Here is a 14,668-nt window from a genome sequence, read left to right on the forward strand (position 1 = left end):
CGTGACCGAACAACGCGCATCCCGGGCGGACACCGCCCTCCTCGCCAAGGGCCGTGTGATCGGCGAGCTGTTGACCCTGCGGCGGGATCCGCTCCCCCGGATGTCCAGGCCCCGGTGGCTGGCCCGGCTGCCACACGCGGTGGTGCTCTACCTGGCCGTGCTCTTCTGCTTCCTCACCAACGAGCAGCTGTCGCACTACCGGGTCACCGGCGGGCCCTCGCTGGTGCTGGCCCTCATGTCCGGGGTGCCCATCGCGGTGGCGCTGTCGCGCCCGATCGCCGCCTGGTGGCTGGGCCTGATCGCGGCCGGCCTGATCGCCTGGACGATCCACTACGACGTGGGGCAGGGCCAGTCCTGGCCGTGGATGCCCGCCGGGTTCTTCGCCCTGGCACCGCTGATCCTGCTGGCCGCCCTGCGTGTGCCGCCGCGGGCCACCGTCGCGGTCGTCGCCGTCCCCGTCGGCCTCTCGGCGGTGGCCGAGCTGCTCTTCAAACCGGATCACAGCACCACCAGCTTCTTCACGTCCAGCCTGGTCTTCGGCATCGTGGGGCTCCTGGGGTACTCGCTGCGCGCGGTGCGGCTGGCCCGGGGGCAGCTCGTCGTCCAGGAGACCCTGACGGAGGAGGAACGGGCCCGGCGGACCCTGCTGGAGGAGCGCAGCCGGATCGCCCGTGAGCTGCACGACGTGGTGGCCCATCACATGTCGGTGATCTCCATCCAGGCCCAGGTCGCCCCGCACCTGGTGGAGAATCCGTCCGAGGAACTGAAGGAGAACCTCGCCGGGATCCGGGAGAACGCCCTGGAGGCCCTGACGGAACTGCGCCGGGTCCTGGGGGTGCTGCGGTCCGAGCAGCCCGGTGATCCCGCGGCGCCGCAGCATCCGCAGCCCACCCTCGCGGAGCTGGACGGCCTCGTGGACAACGTGCGGGGGGCCGGGCTGGACGTCATCACCGAGGTGGCGGGGATAAGGCGGCCGCTGGCGCCGGGGGTCGAGCTGACCGCGTACCGGATCGTCCAGGAGGCGCTGAGCAACTGTCTGCGGCACGCGCCCGGTTCGCGGGTCGAGGTCGGGATCGCCTACGGGCCGCGTGAACTGCACCTGTGCGTCGCGAACTCGGCGCCCTCCCGTGCAGCCCCGCCGTCGGTCGGTGCCGGGCACGGGCTGCTCGGCATGCGGGAGCGGGCGGGCATGCTGGGGGGCGAGCTGGCCGCCGGGCCTCGTCCCGGTGGCGGGTACGAGGTGAGCGCGGTCCTGCCCATGGACCCGCCGGGCGGCTCCTCCGAGACGAAGAAGGACGCATGAGCACTCCGATCAAGGTGATGATCGCCGACGACCAGATGATGGTCCGGCAGGGCTTCACCGTCCTCCTGAACGCGCAGCCCGACATAGAGGTGGTCGGGCAGGCCGTGGACGGCGCCGACGCGGTGGCGAAGGTCGCCGAACTGGGGCCGGACGTGGTGCTGATGGACATCCGCATGCCCGGCATGGGCGGTATCGAGGCCACCTCGATCATCACCGGTGTGCCGGAGTCGAGGGTGAAGGTGCTGGTGCTGACCACCTTCGACCTCGACGAGTACGTGTACGAGGCGCTGCGCGCGGGAGCCTCCGGCTTCCTGCTGAAGGACGCCTCGGCGGACCAGCTCGCCGAGGCGGTGCGGGTGGTGGCCGCCGGCGAGGCCCTCCTGTCGCCGAACATCACGAAGCGGCTGATCACCGAGTTCTCCCGGTTGGGGGCCCCGCGGGCGCCGTCCCGGGCTCGGATCGACGAGCTGACGGAACGGGAGACGGAGGTGCTGTCGCTGATCGCCCAGGGGCTGTCCAACGCGGAGATCGCCGGGCATCTGACCGTGGCCGAGCAGACGGTGAAGACCCATGTGAGCCGGATCCTCGTGAAGCTGGGTCTGCGTGACCGGACGCAGGCCGCGGTGTTCGCGTACGAGACGGGTCTGGTCCGTCCGGCGGGCTACTGAGGAAGGCCGCGTAGTACTTGCGGGGGACCCCCGGAAATCCCCTTCGGCGCCGACGCGGACCACGGGGGACGCGGCCTACGGTTTGAGCATGACCCAGACGACCACGGGGGCCACTCCCCGACCGCCCGAACTGAGGCTGGCCTCGGGCTTGATGCAGAGCCTGCGTGACGACATGCTCACAGATGCCTTCGCCTACCGTCCGCTCGCCCCGATGCGAACGGACGGGCCGATCGTCCGTCGCCTGCCGGAGCGGATACGGTACCGAGCCGCCTATCTGCCGCACGCGGCGGTGGTGGTGACGGCGTTCTTCGTGGTCCTGCTGGCGAGCACCAGCGGGATGCACGGCATGGCGCCGGCCCCGCTCACCCTGGCGGGGCTGGTGGCCGCGGCGCCGGTGCTGATGACCCTGGTGCGGCCCATGGGGGCCTTCTGGGCGGCGCTGGCGGCCACGGTCGTGCTCTCGGTGCTGCAGGACCGGATCTTCACCTGGCCCTGGTCCCCGGGCACCTTCGTCGGCTACCTCGCCGTGATGGTCTTCGTCGGACTGCGGACCAGGCCTCGGGTGGCCGGCTGGATGTGGGTCATCACCGTGCTGTTCGGGACGACCCTGCAGATCCTGTTCGGCGCGGACCGTGCGGGCAGCATCGGGCCGATGGCCTTCGCCTCGGCGGTGGCGCTGCTGCTGGTGACGGTGCGCAACACCCGCCGGGAGGCCCGGCAGGAGGTCACGGCGGTGCTGGAGGTGACGGCCTTCGAGCGGGACCGGCGGACGTTGCTGGAGGAGCGGACGACCATCGCGCGGGAGCTGCACGACGTGGTCGCGCACCACATGTCGGTGGTGGCGATCCAGGCGGAGGCGGCTCCGTACCGGGTGAAGAATCCGCCGCCGGAGCTGGAGGCGGCGTTCGTCACCATCCGGGAGAACGCGGTGGCGGCCCTGACGGAACTGCGCCGGGTTCTGGGGGTGGTGCGGTCCGCGGACTACGAGGCGCCCGACGCCCCGCAGCCGACGCTGGCCGCGCTGGACGGGCTGCTCACCAATGTGCGGGAGGCCGGGCTGAGCGTGGAGAAGACCGTCACGGGTGCGGTGCGCGAGCTGCCGCAGGGCGTGGAGCTGTCGGCGTACCGGATCATCCAGGAGGCCCTGAGCAACAGCCTGCGGCACGCGCCGGGAGCGCTGGCGGAGGTCGAGGTGTCGTACGTGCTGGGTGGTCTGGGGATACGGGTCGTCAACGGCCCGGCCGTCGGACACGTGCCGCCTTCGCCGGGGGCCGGGCACGGGATCACCGGGATGCGGGAGCGGGTGGCCATGCTGGAAGGGGAGATCACGGCCGGGGAGAGCCCTTCGGGCGGGTACGAGGTGGCGGTGTTCATACCGGTGCGCAGCCGACCGCAGTCGGAGGAGGACCCGGTATGACGATCAGAGTGCTGATCGTCGACGACCAGATGATGGTCCGCGAGGGCTTCTCCGTCCTGCTGAACGCGATGGAGGGCATCGAGGTCGTCGGCGAGGCCGTCGACGGCCGGCAGGCCATCGCGCAGGTGGCGGCCTTGCGGCCTGACGTGGTGTTGATGGACATCCGGATGCCGGAGATGAACGGCCTGGAGGCGACCCGGAAGATCGTGGCGGCCGACGCGGACGCGAAGGTGCTGGTCCTGACGACCTTCGACCTCGACGAGTACGTGTACCAGGCACTGCGGGCGGGGGCTTCGGGGTTCTTGTTGAAGGACGCGTCGGCCCGTCAGCTGGCGGAAGGGGTGCGGGTGGTGGCGGCCGGGGAGGCGCTGCTGGCCCCTTCGGTGACGAAGCGGCTGATCGTGGAGTTCTCGAAGCTGGCGCAGGCCCCGCGGGCCGCCGATCCGGCGGGGGTGCCGGAGCTGACGGATCGGGAGACGGAGGTACTGGTGCTGATCGCACAGGGCCTGTCCAACGGGGAGATAGCGGACCGGCTGCTGGTCGCGGAGTCCACGATCAAGACGCATGTGAGCCGGATCCTGGTGAAGCTGGGCCTGCGCGACCGGACGCAGGCGGCGGTGTTCGCTTACGAGACACGACTGGTGACGCCGACTTAGGCCCCGTCCGGGCCGGGTACGGGCCGCCTTACGGGCCGCCTTACGGGCCGCCTTACGGGCCGCCTTACGGGCCGCCTTACGGGCCGCGTCCGGGCCGGGCCCCTTGGGGGACTGTCGGGGGCTTGTCGGGAGGGGCCGGGGTTCCGGGCCGGGTCCAGGGGTTCCCGGCGGGGCGGGGCTAGTCTGCGGGAATGGGCTTTGATCCGTGGGATGCCGAGTTCGTCGCCGACCCGTACCCCGCCTACCGGGAGCTGCGGGAGCAGGGGCGGGCCGTGTGGTCGCAGGCGACCGGGCAGTGGCTGGTCCCGCACTACGCCGATGTGAGCGCCCTGTTGCGGGACCGGCGGCTGGGGCGGACCTACCTGCACCGCTTCAGCCACGAGGAGTTCGGCCGGGAGGCGCCGCCGCCCGAGCACGAGCCCTTTCACGTGCTCAACGGGAACGGCCTGTTGGACCTGGAGGATCCCGCGCACGCGCGCGTGCGGCGCCTGGTGGCGAAGGCCTTCACCCCGCGCACCGTGGAGCGGCTCGCGCCCGCGGTGGAGCGGCTGGCCCGGGAGTTGGCGGACGGGCTGCGCCGGGCGGGGGGCGGGGACCTGCTGACCGCCGTCGCCGAGCCGCTGCCGGTGGCGGTGATCGCGGAGCTGCTGGGTGTCCCGGAGACGGACCGGGGGCTGTTGCGGCCCTGGTCGGCGGACATCTGCGGGATGTTCGAGCTCCGGCCGGCCCCGGAGACGGCCCGGCGCGCGGTGACCGCGAGCGTGGAGTTCAGCGCGTACCTGCGGGAGTTGATCGGCGAGCGGCGCAAGCGGCCCGGCGCGGATTTGATCTCCGGCCTGATCGCCGCCCACGATGAGGAGGGCCGGCTCAGCGAGCAGGAGATGATCTCCACCTGCGTCCTCCTGCTGAACGCCGGGCACGAGGCGACCGTCAACACGACGGTCAACGGCTGGTGGGCCCTGTTCCGCAATCCCGAGCAGCTCGCACGGCTGCGCGCGGACCCCGGAGCGGCGGATCCCGAAAAGTTGTCCACAGCTGTGGATGAACTCATGCGCTTCGACACGCCTCTCCAGATGTTCGAGCGCTGGGTGCTCGACGACATCCTGATCGGGGACACCCCGATCCCCCGCGGCTCCGAAGTCGCACTGTTGTTCGGTTCTGCGAACCGGGATCCGGCGCGCTTCGAGAACCCCGACGTGCTGGACCTCTGGCGTGCCGACAACCCGCACCTGACCTTCGGGGCCGGGATCCACTACTGCCTGGGGGCGCCCCTGGCCCGGCTGGAGCTCGCGGCCTCCTTCGGCTCCCTGCTCGACCCGGCGCTCCCCCCGCTGCGCCTGGTCAGGGAGCCGCAGTGGGGGGACGGCTACGTCATCCGGGGCCTGCGCGAACTGCTCGTGGAGTGCTGATGACGGGGGCCCGGGTCCGGCCGGACGGCCGGGGCCCGGGCCCCTCGTGGTCTTTGCCCGCGGCTACGCCGTCAGGTCCCGGCGCCGCAGCGCGCCCAGTCCTGCCGCGACCAGAGCCCCCGCGAGGACGGTCAGGGTCAGCAGCGGAGCCCAGTCGAGGGCCTCCGACCCGGGGAGCTTGGGCAGGTGGGTGAAGGGCGAGACGTTCATGACCGACTGGGGGAGGTCGAGCGCCGGGCCGATCCAGCCGAGGGCCAGCGCGATTCCGGCGACCGCCCAGCCCGCGACCGCGTACTTCGGGAGCGCGCCGTGCAGCAGCGCCGCCAGCGCGCCGAGCAGCCACACCGCAGGGAGCTGCGCGAGGCAGGCACCCACGGCCGTACCGATGTCCCGGCCGTGCCCGATGCCCAGTCCGAGCCCGGCCAGCAGCAGGATCACGGCCGAGCCGCCGAACGCGACGGCGAGGTGACCGCCGGCCCAGCGCAGGCGCCCGACGGCGTTCGAGAGCAGCGGTTCGGCGCGCTGCGCGCTCTCCTCGCCGTTCAGCCGCAGCACGGAGGAGACCGCGTAGAGCGCGGCGATCATGCCGAGCAGTCCGGCCATCGCGGCGAGGAAGGCGTCGGTGAGCCCGCTCTGCCCGCCCATCCGCTCGATGATCTGACGGGACTTCTCGTTGCCGCCGACCACGTCGGCGGCGCCGTCCGCCATGCCGCCGAAGACGAGCCCGGCGACGAGGAAGGCCGCGCCCCAGCCGATGAGGCTGCCGCGCTGGAGCCGCCAGGCCAGGGCCCCGGCCGTGCCGAGCCGGCCCTCGGCCGGTCCGGGCCGGGCGGGCAGGAAGCTCATGCCCAGGTCGCGGCGGCCGGAGAGCAGGTACGCGGCCCCGGTCGTGAGCGCCGCTCCGGCGACGGGCAGGAGGAGCACCCACCAGCGTTCGGCGGCGAAGGCGCGGGCGTTCTCCACCCAGCCGAGCGGGGAGATCCAGGTCAGGGCGGAGGCGCCGTCCGGGGTACCGGCGTCGCCGGCGGCCTTCAGCACGAAAGCGGCGCCGAGGACGGCGGAGGTGAGCCCCTTGGCGGCGCGGGCGCTCTCGGTGAGCTGGGCGGCGATGGCCGCGATCCCCGCGAACAGCAGACCGGCGCCGCCGATGACCAGGCCGAGCGCGAGGGCGCCGGGCCCGCCCTGCCCGGCGAGTCCGCCCGCGATGAGCAGGACGACGCACGCGTTGGCGACGAGGGCGGCGAGCAGCGCCGCGGTCAGCGGGGCCCGGCGGCCCACCATGGCGGCGGACAGCATTTCCTGGCGGCCCGTCTCCTCCTCCTCGCGGGTGTGGCGGATGACGATGATCAGGCTCATCACGGCGGCGAGGACGGCGCCGTAGACGCCCATGCGCCAGGAGGTCAGCGCGCCGAGGGAGTCGCCGAAGACCGGCCCGTACAGGGCGCGCATGGAGCCGTTGGCGTTCATCGAGGAGGCGAGCTCGGCGCGTTCGGCGGCGGTGCCGTACACCTTTCCGAGTGAACCGGGCATGCTCACCACCAGCAGGCCGGTGACGAGGACCCACACCGGCATCATCACGCGATCGCGGCGCAGGGCCAGCCGGAGCAGCGCGCCGGTGCCCGCCAGTTGTCGGTTCATCGTGCGTTCGCCTCGTCAGCGGTCGTGTAGTGGCGGAGGAAGAGCTCTTCGAGGGTGGGCGGGGTCGAGGTCAGCGACCGCACGCCCGAGGCGGTGAGCGAGCGCAGCACGGCGTCCAGCTTGTCGGTGTCGGCCTGGAGGCTGACCTTCAGGCCGCGCACGTCGACGTTGTACACGCCGGGCAGGTGCGCGATGCCGTTCGGCGGTCCGGCGAGTTCGGCGGTGATCGACGTACGGGTGAGGTGGCGCATTTCGGCGAGGGTGGCGGTCTCCACGGTGCGGCCGGTGCGGATGATGCTGACGCGGTCGCAGAGGGTCTCGACCTCGCTGAGGATGTGGCTGCTGAGGAGGATGGTGCGGCCGGCGGCACGGGCCTCGGCGACGCAGCTCTGGAAGACCTCCTCCATCAGCGGGTCGAGGCCGGAGGTGGGCTCGTCCAGGATCAGCAGCTCGACGTCCGACGCGAAGGCGGCGACCAGGGCGACCTTCTGACGGTTGCCCTTGGAGTACGTACGGCCCTTCTTGGTCGGGTCGAGTTCGAACCGTTCCAGCAGCTCGGTGCGGCGCGCCCGGTCGAGGCCGCCGCGGAGCCGGCCGTAGAGGTCGATGACCTCTCCTCCGGAGAGGTTGCGCCACAGGGTGACGTCACCGGGGACGTAGGCGATGCGGCGGTGGAGCGCCACCGCGTCGGCCCACGGGTCGCCGCCGAGGAGGCTGACGGTCCCGGCGTCGGCACGCAGCAGGCCGAGCAGGACCCGGATGGTGGTGGACTTCCCGGCGCCGTTGGGGCCGAGGAACCCGTGGACCTCGCCCGCGGTGACGTCGAGGTCGAGTCCGTCCAGTGCGTGGGTACGGCCGAACGCCTTGTGGAGCCCGGCGACGCTGATTGCCTTCGTCATGTTTCTGAACGTACGCTACTTTCACAAAATTGTGAAGCTCAGGAATCGCGTAAAGTTTGAAAGGTGGCGGATGCGATGGATGTACGGGACGAGGAAGCGGTATCCCGCTTCGTGGAGCGGTTCGCCGCGCAGCTCACGGAGGCGGGCATGCAGCGCATGGCCTCCCGGGTCTTCGCGCGGCTGCTCGCGAGCGACGGGGGATCGATGACCTCCGCGGAACTGGGCGAGGCGCTCCAGATCAGTCCGGCGGCGGTATCGGGCGCCGTCGCCTACCTGACGCAGGTCGACATGGTCAGCCGGGAGCGCGAACCGGGCTCCCGCCGCGACCGGTACGTCCTGCACAACGAGCTCTGGTACGAGACCTTCACCCGCCGGGACCAGGTCCTGACCCTGTGGGAGAAGACCCTGCGCGAGGGCGCGGCCGGCCTCGGAGAGGGCTCCCCGGCGGGCGCGCGGATCGCGGAGACGGCGGCGTTCTTCGAGTTCCTGCAGGGCGAGATGCTCGGCATGATGGACCGCTGGCGCGCCCACCGCGCGACGCTCGACCTGCCGTAGCAACGGTGGCGGGGGCCCGGGGGTCTGCCTGGCGTGGGCGGGGCAACGGACCCCCGAACCCTGCCGGAAGGCCAGCCATCCATGTCCGACAAGCCCGCCATCGTCCTGGTCCACGGATTCTGGGGCGGCGCCGCCCACTGGTCCAAGGTCATCACCGAACTCCACCGCCGCGGATACGAAGACCTCCACGCGGTGGAGAACCCGCTGACCTCCCTGGCCGACGACGCGGAACGGACCCGCAAGATGGTCCGCCAGATCAGCGGGCCGGTGGTGCTGGTCGGCCACTCCTACGGCGGGGCCGTCATCACCGAGGCCGGGACCCTGCCGAACGTGGCCGGGCTGGTCTACGTCGCGGCGTTCGCACCCGACGCGGGCGAGAGCCCCGGCGGGATCAGCCAGGAACTGCCTCTGGCGGCCTTCGAGAACATCGCCCCCGACTCCGACGGGTACCTGTGGGTGCGGCCGGAGAAGTTCCGCGAGAGCTTCGCGCAGGACCTGACCGAGGACGAGGCCCGGGTCATGGCCGTGACCCGGAAGGCCCCCCTGGCGTCCACGTTCGGGGACGCCGTCAGCGACCCGGCGTGGCGGACGAAGCCCTGCTGGTACCAGGTGTCCACCCAGGACCACATGATCCACCCGGACAACGAACGCCGGATGGCCGCACGGATGGACCCCCGCAAGGCGGTCGAACTCGACGCCTCGCACGCTTCCCTGGCCTCCCAGCCGGGCCCGGTGACGGACCTGATCGAAGCCGCCGCGAACGACGTGGCAGGCCGGTAACGGCCACCGGGCGGCACCCGGCCCCGGGTGCCGCCCCGGGTACCGCCCCGAACGCCCGGCCCCGAACGCCCGCCGCCCCGTGAGCAGGCCTCAGCGCGGCAGCGTGAGGGCCCAGGCCGCCGGGTGGCGGGTCCAGGTGCGGCGGCGGACCGGGCCGGTCAGGACGTGGTCGGCCCGGTAGCGGAAGTCCGCCCCGGACACCGTCACCGCCTCGGCCCGCCCCGTCAGCGGTGCGGCCCCCGCCAGCCGGACGACGACCTCGGCCGGCCCGCCCCGCTCGCCCGTGCGCACCGCCACGTCCTCCACGGGCTGGTCCACGTCCGCGAGCACCACCCCGTCCACCTGCACCTCCACCCTCAGCCGGTGCGGCGCCGCCGCCGGGCCGGTCAGCAGGGTCCGCAGCAGCGAGCGGTACGCGCCGCCGCGCCGCGCCGCCGGCGGACCGGCGATCCGCAGCCCGCCCAGCACCACCCCGTCGCTGTCGTCGACCAGCAGGTCCCGCGGCCGCGGCACCCCGTCCAGCGCCGCCCGCGCCCCGAGCACCGCCGACAGCGGCACGCCGAGCGAGCGGGCCAGCCCCAGCGACCCCGCGGGCCCCACCGGAACCAGCGAGAGCACCCGGTCCACCGGCCCCCGCTCCCGGTGCAGCAGCGCCACGGCCCGTACCAGCGCCCGGTCGTCGCCCACGATCACCGGCCGCCGATGACCCCGGCGGGCGAGGGCCCGCGCAAATTCCTCCTGCGAATCGGGGAGACAGATTTTCGCCGCCGCCCCCGCTGACAACACATCCTTCGCGATTCGCACGGACTCGCCGTCAAGACGGCGGGCGACCGGGTCGACGAGCACGAGCAGGCCGCCGACCGGCGCGCCCGCATGGCTCATGGTGGGCTCTGGAGCCGACACCTCGGTCCTTCCTCGGGTAGCATCTTTGTGCAAGAGGCCCTTGCGCTATTGCGCCAGGGCCTTCGTCTATTCCGGGGTACCGGTCCGACGGCTCAGCCTGCGGTGTACATCGTCGTACGCCCCCTGACCTTGGACATGCCCCATCCGGAAGAGGTGTACGCCTGTGCCCGCTCTTGTGCTGCTCGGAGCTCAGTGGGGTGACGAGGGCAAGGGAAAGGCCACCGACCTGCTCGGTGGATCCGTTGACTATGTAGTGCGCTACCAGGGTGGCAACAACGCCGGCCACACGGTCGTCGTGGGCGACCAGAAGTACGCGCTGCACCTTCTCCCTTCCGGCATCCTCTCCCCCGGATGCACCCCGGTCATCGGCAACGGTGTCGTCGTCGACCCCGCCGTCCTGCTCTCCGAGCTGCGCGGCCTGAACGAGCGCGGCATCGACACCTCGAAGCTGCTGATCAGCGGTAACGCGCACCTGATCACGCCGTACAACGTCACCCTCGACAAGGTCGGCGAGCGCTTCCTCGGCAAGCGCAAGATCGGTACGACCGGCCGCGGCATCGGCCCGACCTACGCGGACAAGATCAACCGCGTCGGCATCCGCGTCCAGGACCTCTACGACGAGTCGATCCTCGCCCAGAAGGTCGAAGCGGCGCTGGAGGGCAAGAACCAGCTCCTCGCGAAGCTCTACAACCGCCGTGCCATCGAGGCCGGCGCGATCGTGGAGGAGATGCTCCAGTACGCGGACCAGATCAAGGGCTACGTCGCCGACACCACCCTGATCCTCAACAACGCGCTGGACGAGGACAAGGTCGTGCTCTTCGAGGGCGGCCAGGGCACCCTGCTCGACGTCGACCACGGCACGTACCCCTTCGTCACCTCCTCGAACCCGACCGCCGGCGGCGCCTGCACCGGCACCGGCGTGGGCCCGACGAAGATCAGCCGCGTCATCGGCATCCTCAAGGCCTACACGACCCGCGTCGGCGCCGGCCCGTTCCCGACGGAGCTGTTCGACGAGGACGGCGAGGCCCTGCGCCGCATCGGTGGCGAGCGCGGTGTGACCACCGGCCGTGACCGCCGCTGCGGCTGGTTCGACGCCCCGATCGCCCGCTACGCGACCCGCGTCAACGGCCTGACGGACTTCTTCCTCACCAAGCTCGACGTGCTGACCGGCTGGGAGGAGATCCCGGTCTGCGTCGCGTACGAGATCGACGGCAAGCGCGTCGAGGAGCTCCCGTACTCGCAGACCGACTTCCACCACGCGAAGCCGATCTACGAAACCCTCCCGGGCTGGTCCGAGGACATCACCAAGGCCAAGACCTTCTCCGACCTCCCGAAGAACGCCCAGGCGTACGTGAAGGCCCTGGAGGAGATGTCGGGCGCCCCGATCTCCGCGATCGGCGTCGGCCCCGGCCGCACCGAGACGATCGAGATCAACTCGTTCCTCTAGGAACCCGCAGCACCCGCACCACCCCCGAGCGGGGCAGCCGGCACGACCGCCGGCTGCCCCGCTCGGTCGTACGGGGCCTTTCCGCGCGCGGGTCCCGGTCAGCAGAAGGCCTCCTTCGCCACGGCGGCGCCCTTGTTCCAGCCCTGGCTGAACTGCTGGTTGGCCGAGGGCGGAGCCGTCGCCTTGCAGTCGGCCTTGACCGCGTCCCAGCCAGCCACGACGCCGGCCTTGAAGGTGGTACCCATCGGCGCCGTCGTGCCGCCGCCACCGCCGCTGCACTTGGTGACCGTCGAGCCCTGCCGGACCGAGTACTGGCCGTCCTTCGCCTTGGCGATGTTGAACGTGCCGTCCGGGTTCATGCTGAAGCCCGCGCCGACGCCCGTGGACGACTCCAGGAAGGCGGGCCCCGGCTGGAACCCGCCCCCGGAGATGCTCACCGTGCCGTCCGGCAGGACGCCCGACAGGGAACACGTGGCGGCGGGCACGGCCCGGGGGGCCGAGGCCATGGAGAGGGCGGCGGGGCCGAGGGCGAGGGAGCCCGCCATCACGGAGGTGAGCAGGATCAGGCGCGTACGTCGGTTCATGGTGCTGCCTCCCACGAGGGAGAAGGGGGAAGGGCGCGGGGCGCGCCGAGATCCGGGACGGCATCGCGGTGCGCGGCGTGCTCAAGGGCCGGCCCTCGCAGGGCGGCCCGGCACCGGTCCGGCGGGGGCCGGATCGTCGGACCGCCGGACGTGTCCGTCGTTTCCGTCCCCCCATCGTCCCCCGGGCGGCGGCACGTGTCGCCCCGAAAAGTTTTTTCCCCGGACCTGTCACACTCCCGCCGTCCCATCGGTCAGTGGGGTGAAGCCGACGCAGCGCGCATCGGCCCCAGCCGCGGGAGAAACACCATGACAAACGCGAACTCGAACACCAACGCCGCCGCCCCCCTCTCCCGGATGGCCGACCCGAGCAGGCTCGTCCCCGAGATGAACGACGTCAGCGCCGCCCTCTTCCGGGCCACCGGCAACCGCTCGGTGCCGCGCACCACGATCGGCCTGGTCCACCTGCGGGCCGCGCAGATCGTCCACAACACGTACCTGACCGTCCTGAACACCGGGTTCCTGCGCAAGGCCGGCGAGACCGAGGAGCGGATCACGGCCGTCTCCTCGTGGCAGGACGCCCCCTACTTCACCCCGGCCGAGCGGGCCGCCCTCGCCCTGGTGGAGGCGGTCCTCCAGCCCGCCCCGCAGGGCAAGGAGCGCGTCTCCGACGAGCTGTACGCGCAGGCGGCGGAGCACTACGACGAGAAGGCCCTGGCCACCCTCACCATCGCGATCGGCCAGATCAACTTCTTCATCGCCCTGGCGCTGATCGGCAAGCCGGCCCCGGTCGCGTCCCTCGCCGACCGGCAGTGGGACTGAGGGGCCACGGGCGGCCGGGCGACCCGGCGCACGGCCGGCGGGGGCGGTCAGGGCAGATCGTCCCTGCCGAGCCAGGCGGGACGGTCGGGTACGCCGGCGTCCCAGTCCTCCGGCGGTGGCGGCGCCGCCGGACGCCTGCGGGCCGGTACCGGTAGCGGTTCGGGCCGCGGCGCGGGCTCGGGATCCGGCGGGGGCGGGGCGCTGTCGGAGACGACCTCGACCGCCTTGAACCGGTAGTGGTGGGGAAACCCGAAGCGGACCTCCACGACCACGAGGAACCCGTCCGCCTCCCGGTAGACGACCCTGCGCCTCACCTTGCGGAACAGCCCGGGATCGAAAGCCTCGACCCGCTCCCGGAGCGCGGCCAGGGCTTCTTCCCGGGTCCCCTCGACGTGCCCCATCACACCGACGGACCAGGTCAGCCCCCGGTGCTCGCCGATGTTCCGCTCCAGGAGCAGGCCCCAGGTCGGCACCCCGACGTCCTCCTTCAACCATGTGACAAGACAGGGGAGTTCACCCGGCCGGGCCCTGCGGGCAGATCCTCGCACACCGCATGACCGGGGGCCGGCCGGCCGGCTGAGGCGGGACCCGTGCCGGTCGGTGTCTTCGGGCCGCGGGGCCCTACCAGGCCAGTTGTGAGAGCTCCTCGCAGACCACCGCGCAGGCGTCGGCCGCCGGGTCGATCAGGGGGAAGTGGCCGACGCCGTCCAGCAGGGTCAGGCCGACCAGCTCGCCCGCCTCCCCCGCGGCGGCGACGTACGACTCCGCCACCGCGTGCGGGACCACGATGTCCTGGCGCCCGTGCACCACCGCGGTGGCGATGCCGGTCGGGAGCAGGGCCGCCGGGTCGGCGGACGGGAGGCGGGCGTCCCAGTGCTCCGGGCCGCCCAGCAGCTGCGCGGACGCGCCCCCGCACACCCCCAGTTCCTCCGCCACCGCGAAGTCCGCGATGGGGGCCAGCGCCACCACACCGCGCAGCGCCGGCGCGGAGGGCAGCCGCCACGGGGACCCGGCCGGCAGGACGTGCCGGGCCGCCGCCCACAGCGCGAGGTGACCGCCCGCCGAGTGGCCCGTCACCACCACCCGGTGCAGGTCCGCGACGGGCAGCGCCCGTGCCGCCAGCCCCGGCAGCGCGTCCATGGCGGCGGCGACGTCGTCGAAGGTCTCCGGCCAGCGCCCCGCCACCGGCCCGCCGGAGCCCTGGTGCGGCAGGGAACTCCCGCGCCGGTACTCGACGTTGGCGACGGCGAAACCCATACGGGCCAGGAACCCGGCGAAGGGGGTGATGTGTTGCCGGTCGTACGGAGCCCGCCAGGCGCCGCCGTGCAGGACCACGACCAGCGGGGCGGGACCCCCGGCGCCCCCGCGGGGGGCGTAGAAGTCGATGACCTGGTCGGGGTGTTCCCCGTACGCGGCGCTCGCGTCGGGCTCGACCGGCGGATGGGAGAAGGCCGAGGCGGCCTCGGCGGCATCCCGTTCGACTGCGGGGTCCGTCATCGGCTCAACCTCTCGGTAAACGCGTGGGACAGCGGGGACAGATGTTCCGGTGTTTCGCCAGAGCGGGACCGTATCAGGCCGGAACGGGCCGTC

The 14,668-nt window shown here is 72.5% G+C and carries 15 protein-coding genes; 9 read left to right on the forward strand and 6 right to left on the reverse strand.

Annotated features, from left to right (window positions below):
* Position 1: 1 nt before the first annotated feature.
* From ACEPPI_RS11570 to ACEPPI_RS11590, 5 genes are all read left to right on the forward strand, one after another.
* Positions 2-1,303, forward strand: a complete 1,302-nt coding sequence (locus ACEPPI_RS11570) for a sensor histidine kinase (RefSeq protein WP_373915138.1) — start codon at positions 2-4, stop codon at positions 1,301-1,303.
* Positions 1,300-1,971, forward strand: a complete 672-nt coding sequence (locus ACEPPI_RS11575; RefSeq protein WP_373915139.1) for a response regulator — start codon at positions 1,300-1,302, stop codon at positions 1,969-1,971. The genes ACEPPI_RS11570 and ACEPPI_RS11575 overlap by 4 nt, the downstream gene beginning before the upstream one ends.
* Before the next feature lie 88 nt (positions 1,972-2,059).
* Complete coding sequence (locus ACEPPI_RS11580; protein WP_373915140.1) at positions 2,060-3,388, forward strand: sensor histidine kinase; 1,329 nt, start codon at positions 2,060-2,062, stop codon at positions 3,386-3,388.
* On the forward strand, positions 3,385-4,044 hold the full coding sequence (locus ACEPPI_RS11585) for a response regulator (protein WP_373915141.1): 660 nt from the start codon (positions 3,385-3,387) through the stop codon (positions 4,042-4,044). The genes ACEPPI_RS11580 and ACEPPI_RS11585 overlap by 4 nt, the downstream gene beginning before the upstream one ends.
* Before the next feature lie 191 nt (positions 4,045-4,235).
* Complete coding sequence (locus ACEPPI_RS11590) at positions 4,236-5,453, forward strand: cytochrome P450 (protein WP_373915142.1); 1,218 nt, start codon at positions 4,236-4,238, stop codon at positions 5,451-5,453.
* A gap of 63 nt (positions 5,454-5,516) precedes the next feature.
* Here ACEPPI_RS11590 and ACEPPI_RS11595 read toward each other — a convergent pair whose 3' ends face one another.
* Positions 5,517-7,091 (reverse strand): ABC transporter permease, encoded by a 1,575-nt coding sequence (locus tag ACEPPI_RS11595; protein WP_373915143.1) that lies wholly within the window; start codon positions 7,089-7,091, stop codon positions 5,517-5,519.
* Positions 7,088-7,990: an ATP-binding cassette domain-containing protein gene (locus tag ACEPPI_RS11600; RefSeq protein ID WP_373915144.1), complete on the reverse strand. Its 903-nt coding sequence runs from the start codon at positions 7,988-7,990 to the stop codon at positions 7,088-7,090. The genes ACEPPI_RS11595 and ACEPPI_RS11600 overlap by 4 nt, the downstream gene beginning before the upstream one ends.
* A gap of 75 nt (positions 7,991-8,065) precedes the next feature.
* Between ACEPPI_RS11600 and ACEPPI_RS11605 the strand changes: the two genes are divergently transcribed.
* Both ACEPPI_RS11605 and ACEPPI_RS11610 read left to right on the forward strand, forming a co-directional pair.
* A complete protein-coding gene (locus ACEPPI_RS11605; RefSeq protein ID WP_373915178.1) occupies positions 8,066-8,545 on the forward strand; it encodes a GbsR/MarR family transcriptional regulator in 480 nt (159 codons plus the stop codon).
* A gap of 81 nt (positions 8,546-8,626) precedes the next feature.
* On the forward strand, positions 8,627-9,325 hold the full coding sequence (locus ACEPPI_RS11610) for an alpha/beta hydrolase (RefSeq protein WP_373915145.1): 699 nt from the start codon (positions 8,627-8,629) through the stop codon (positions 9,323-9,325).
* A gap of 90 nt (positions 9,326-9,415) precedes the next feature.
* Here ACEPPI_RS11610 and ACEPPI_RS11615 read toward each other — a convergent pair whose 3' ends face one another.
* Positions 9,416-10,207 (reverse strand): diacylglycerol kinase, encoded by a 792-nt coding sequence (locus tag ACEPPI_RS11615; protein ID WP_373915146.1) that lies wholly within the window; start codon positions 10,205-10,207, stop codon positions 9,416-9,418.
* A gap of 184 nt (positions 10,208-10,391) precedes the next feature.
* Here ACEPPI_RS11615 and ACEPPI_RS11620 point away from each other — a divergent pair, with 184 nt between their 5' ends.
* On the forward strand, positions 10,392-11,675 hold the full coding sequence (locus ACEPPI_RS11620; RefSeq protein WP_373915147.1) for an adenylosuccinate synthase: 1,284 nt from the start codon (positions 10,392-10,394) through the stop codon (positions 11,673-11,675).
* A 98-nt stretch (positions 11,676-11,773) separates the two neighbouring features.
* Here ACEPPI_RS11620 and ACEPPI_RS11625 read toward each other — a convergent pair whose 3' ends face one another.
* A complete protein-coding gene (locus tag ACEPPI_RS11625; RefSeq protein ID WP_373915148.1) occupies positions 11,774-12,259 on the reverse strand; it encodes a hypothetical protein in 486 nt (161 codons plus the stop codon).
* A 306-nt stretch (positions 12,260-12,565) separates the two neighbouring features.
* Between ACEPPI_RS11625 and ACEPPI_RS11630 the strand changes: the two genes are divergently transcribed.
* Positions 12,566-13,078 (forward strand): carboxymuconolactone decarboxylase family protein, encoded by a 513-nt coding sequence (locus ACEPPI_RS11630; RefSeq protein WP_373915149.1) that lies wholly within the window; start codon positions 12,566-12,568, stop codon positions 13,076-13,078.
* 47 nt (positions 13,079-13,125) lie between these two features.
* On the opposite strand, the gene ACEPPI_RS11635 is transcribed toward ACEPPI_RS11630, so the two are convergent.
* Entirely contained in the window at positions 13,126-13,551 is a 426-nt protein-coding gene (locus tag ACEPPI_RS11635; protein WP_373915150.1) for a hypothetical protein, read from the reverse strand.
* Between the two features lie 148 nt (positions 13,552-13,699).
* Positions 13,700-14,575, reverse strand: a complete 876-nt coding sequence (locus tag ACEPPI_RS11640; protein ID WP_373915151.1) for an alpha/beta hydrolase family protein — start codon at positions 14,573-14,575, stop codon at positions 13,700-13,702.
* Between the last annotated feature and the right edge of the window lie 93 nt (positions 14,576-14,668).

The organism is Streptomyces sp. AB3(2024), from assembly GCF_041862025.1.
Lineage (GTDB): Bacteria > Actinomycetota > Actinomycetes > Streptomycetales > Streptomycetaceae > Streptomyces.

Excerpts from the sequence above, each read along its gene's own strand:
- ACEPPI_RS11615 (WP_373915146.1), bottom strand. The coding sequence starts at position 10,207 with ATGAGCCATGCGGGCGCGCCGGTCGGCGGCCTGCTCGTGCTCGTCGAC.
- ACEPPI_RS11600 (WP_373915144.1), bottom strand. The coding sequence starts at position 7,990 with ATGACGAAGGCAATCAGCGTCGCCGGGCTCCACAAGGCGTTCGGCCGT.
- ACEPPI_RS11590 (WP_373915142.1), top strand. The coding sequence starts at position 4,236 with ATGGGCTTTGATCCGTGGGATGCCGAGTTCGTCGCCGACCCGTACCCC.
- ACEPPI_RS11575 (WP_373915139.1), top strand. The coding sequence starts at position 1,300 with ATGAGCACTCCGATCAAGGTGATGATCGCCGACGACCAGATGATGGTC.
- ACEPPI_RS11630 (WP_373915149.1), top strand. The coding sequence starts at position 12,566 with ATGACAAACGCGAACTCGAACACCAACGCCGCCGCCCCCCTCTCCCGG.
- ACEPPI_RS11595 (WP_373915143.1), bottom strand. The coding sequence starts at position 7,091 with ATGAACCGACAACTGGCGGGCACCGGCGCGCTGCTCCGGCTGGCCCTG.
- ACEPPI_RS11580 (WP_373915140.1), top strand. The coding sequence starts at position 2,060 with ATGACCCAGACGACCACGGGGGCCACTCCCCGACCGCCCGAACTGAGG.
- ACEPPI_RS11585 (WP_373915141.1), top strand. The coding sequence starts at position 3,385 with ATGACGATCAGAGTGCTGATCGTCGACGACCAGATGATGGTCCGCGAG.
- ACEPPI_RS11605 (WP_373915178.1), top strand. The coding sequence starts at position 8,066 with ATGGATGTACGGGACGAGGAAGCGGTATCCCGCTTCGTGGAGCGGTTC.
- ACEPPI_RS11625 (WP_373915148.1), bottom strand. The coding sequence starts at position 12,259 with ATGAACCGACGTACGCGCCTGATCCTGCTCACCTCCGTGATGGCGGGC.
- ACEPPI_RS11640 (WP_373915151.1), bottom strand. The coding sequence starts at position 14,575 with ATGACGGACCCCGCAGTCGAACGGGATGCCGCCGAGGCCGCCTCGGCC.
- ACEPPI_RS11610 (WP_373915145.1), top strand. The coding sequence starts at position 8,627 with ATGTCCGACAAGCCCGCCATCGTCCTGGTCCACGGATTCTGGGGCGGC.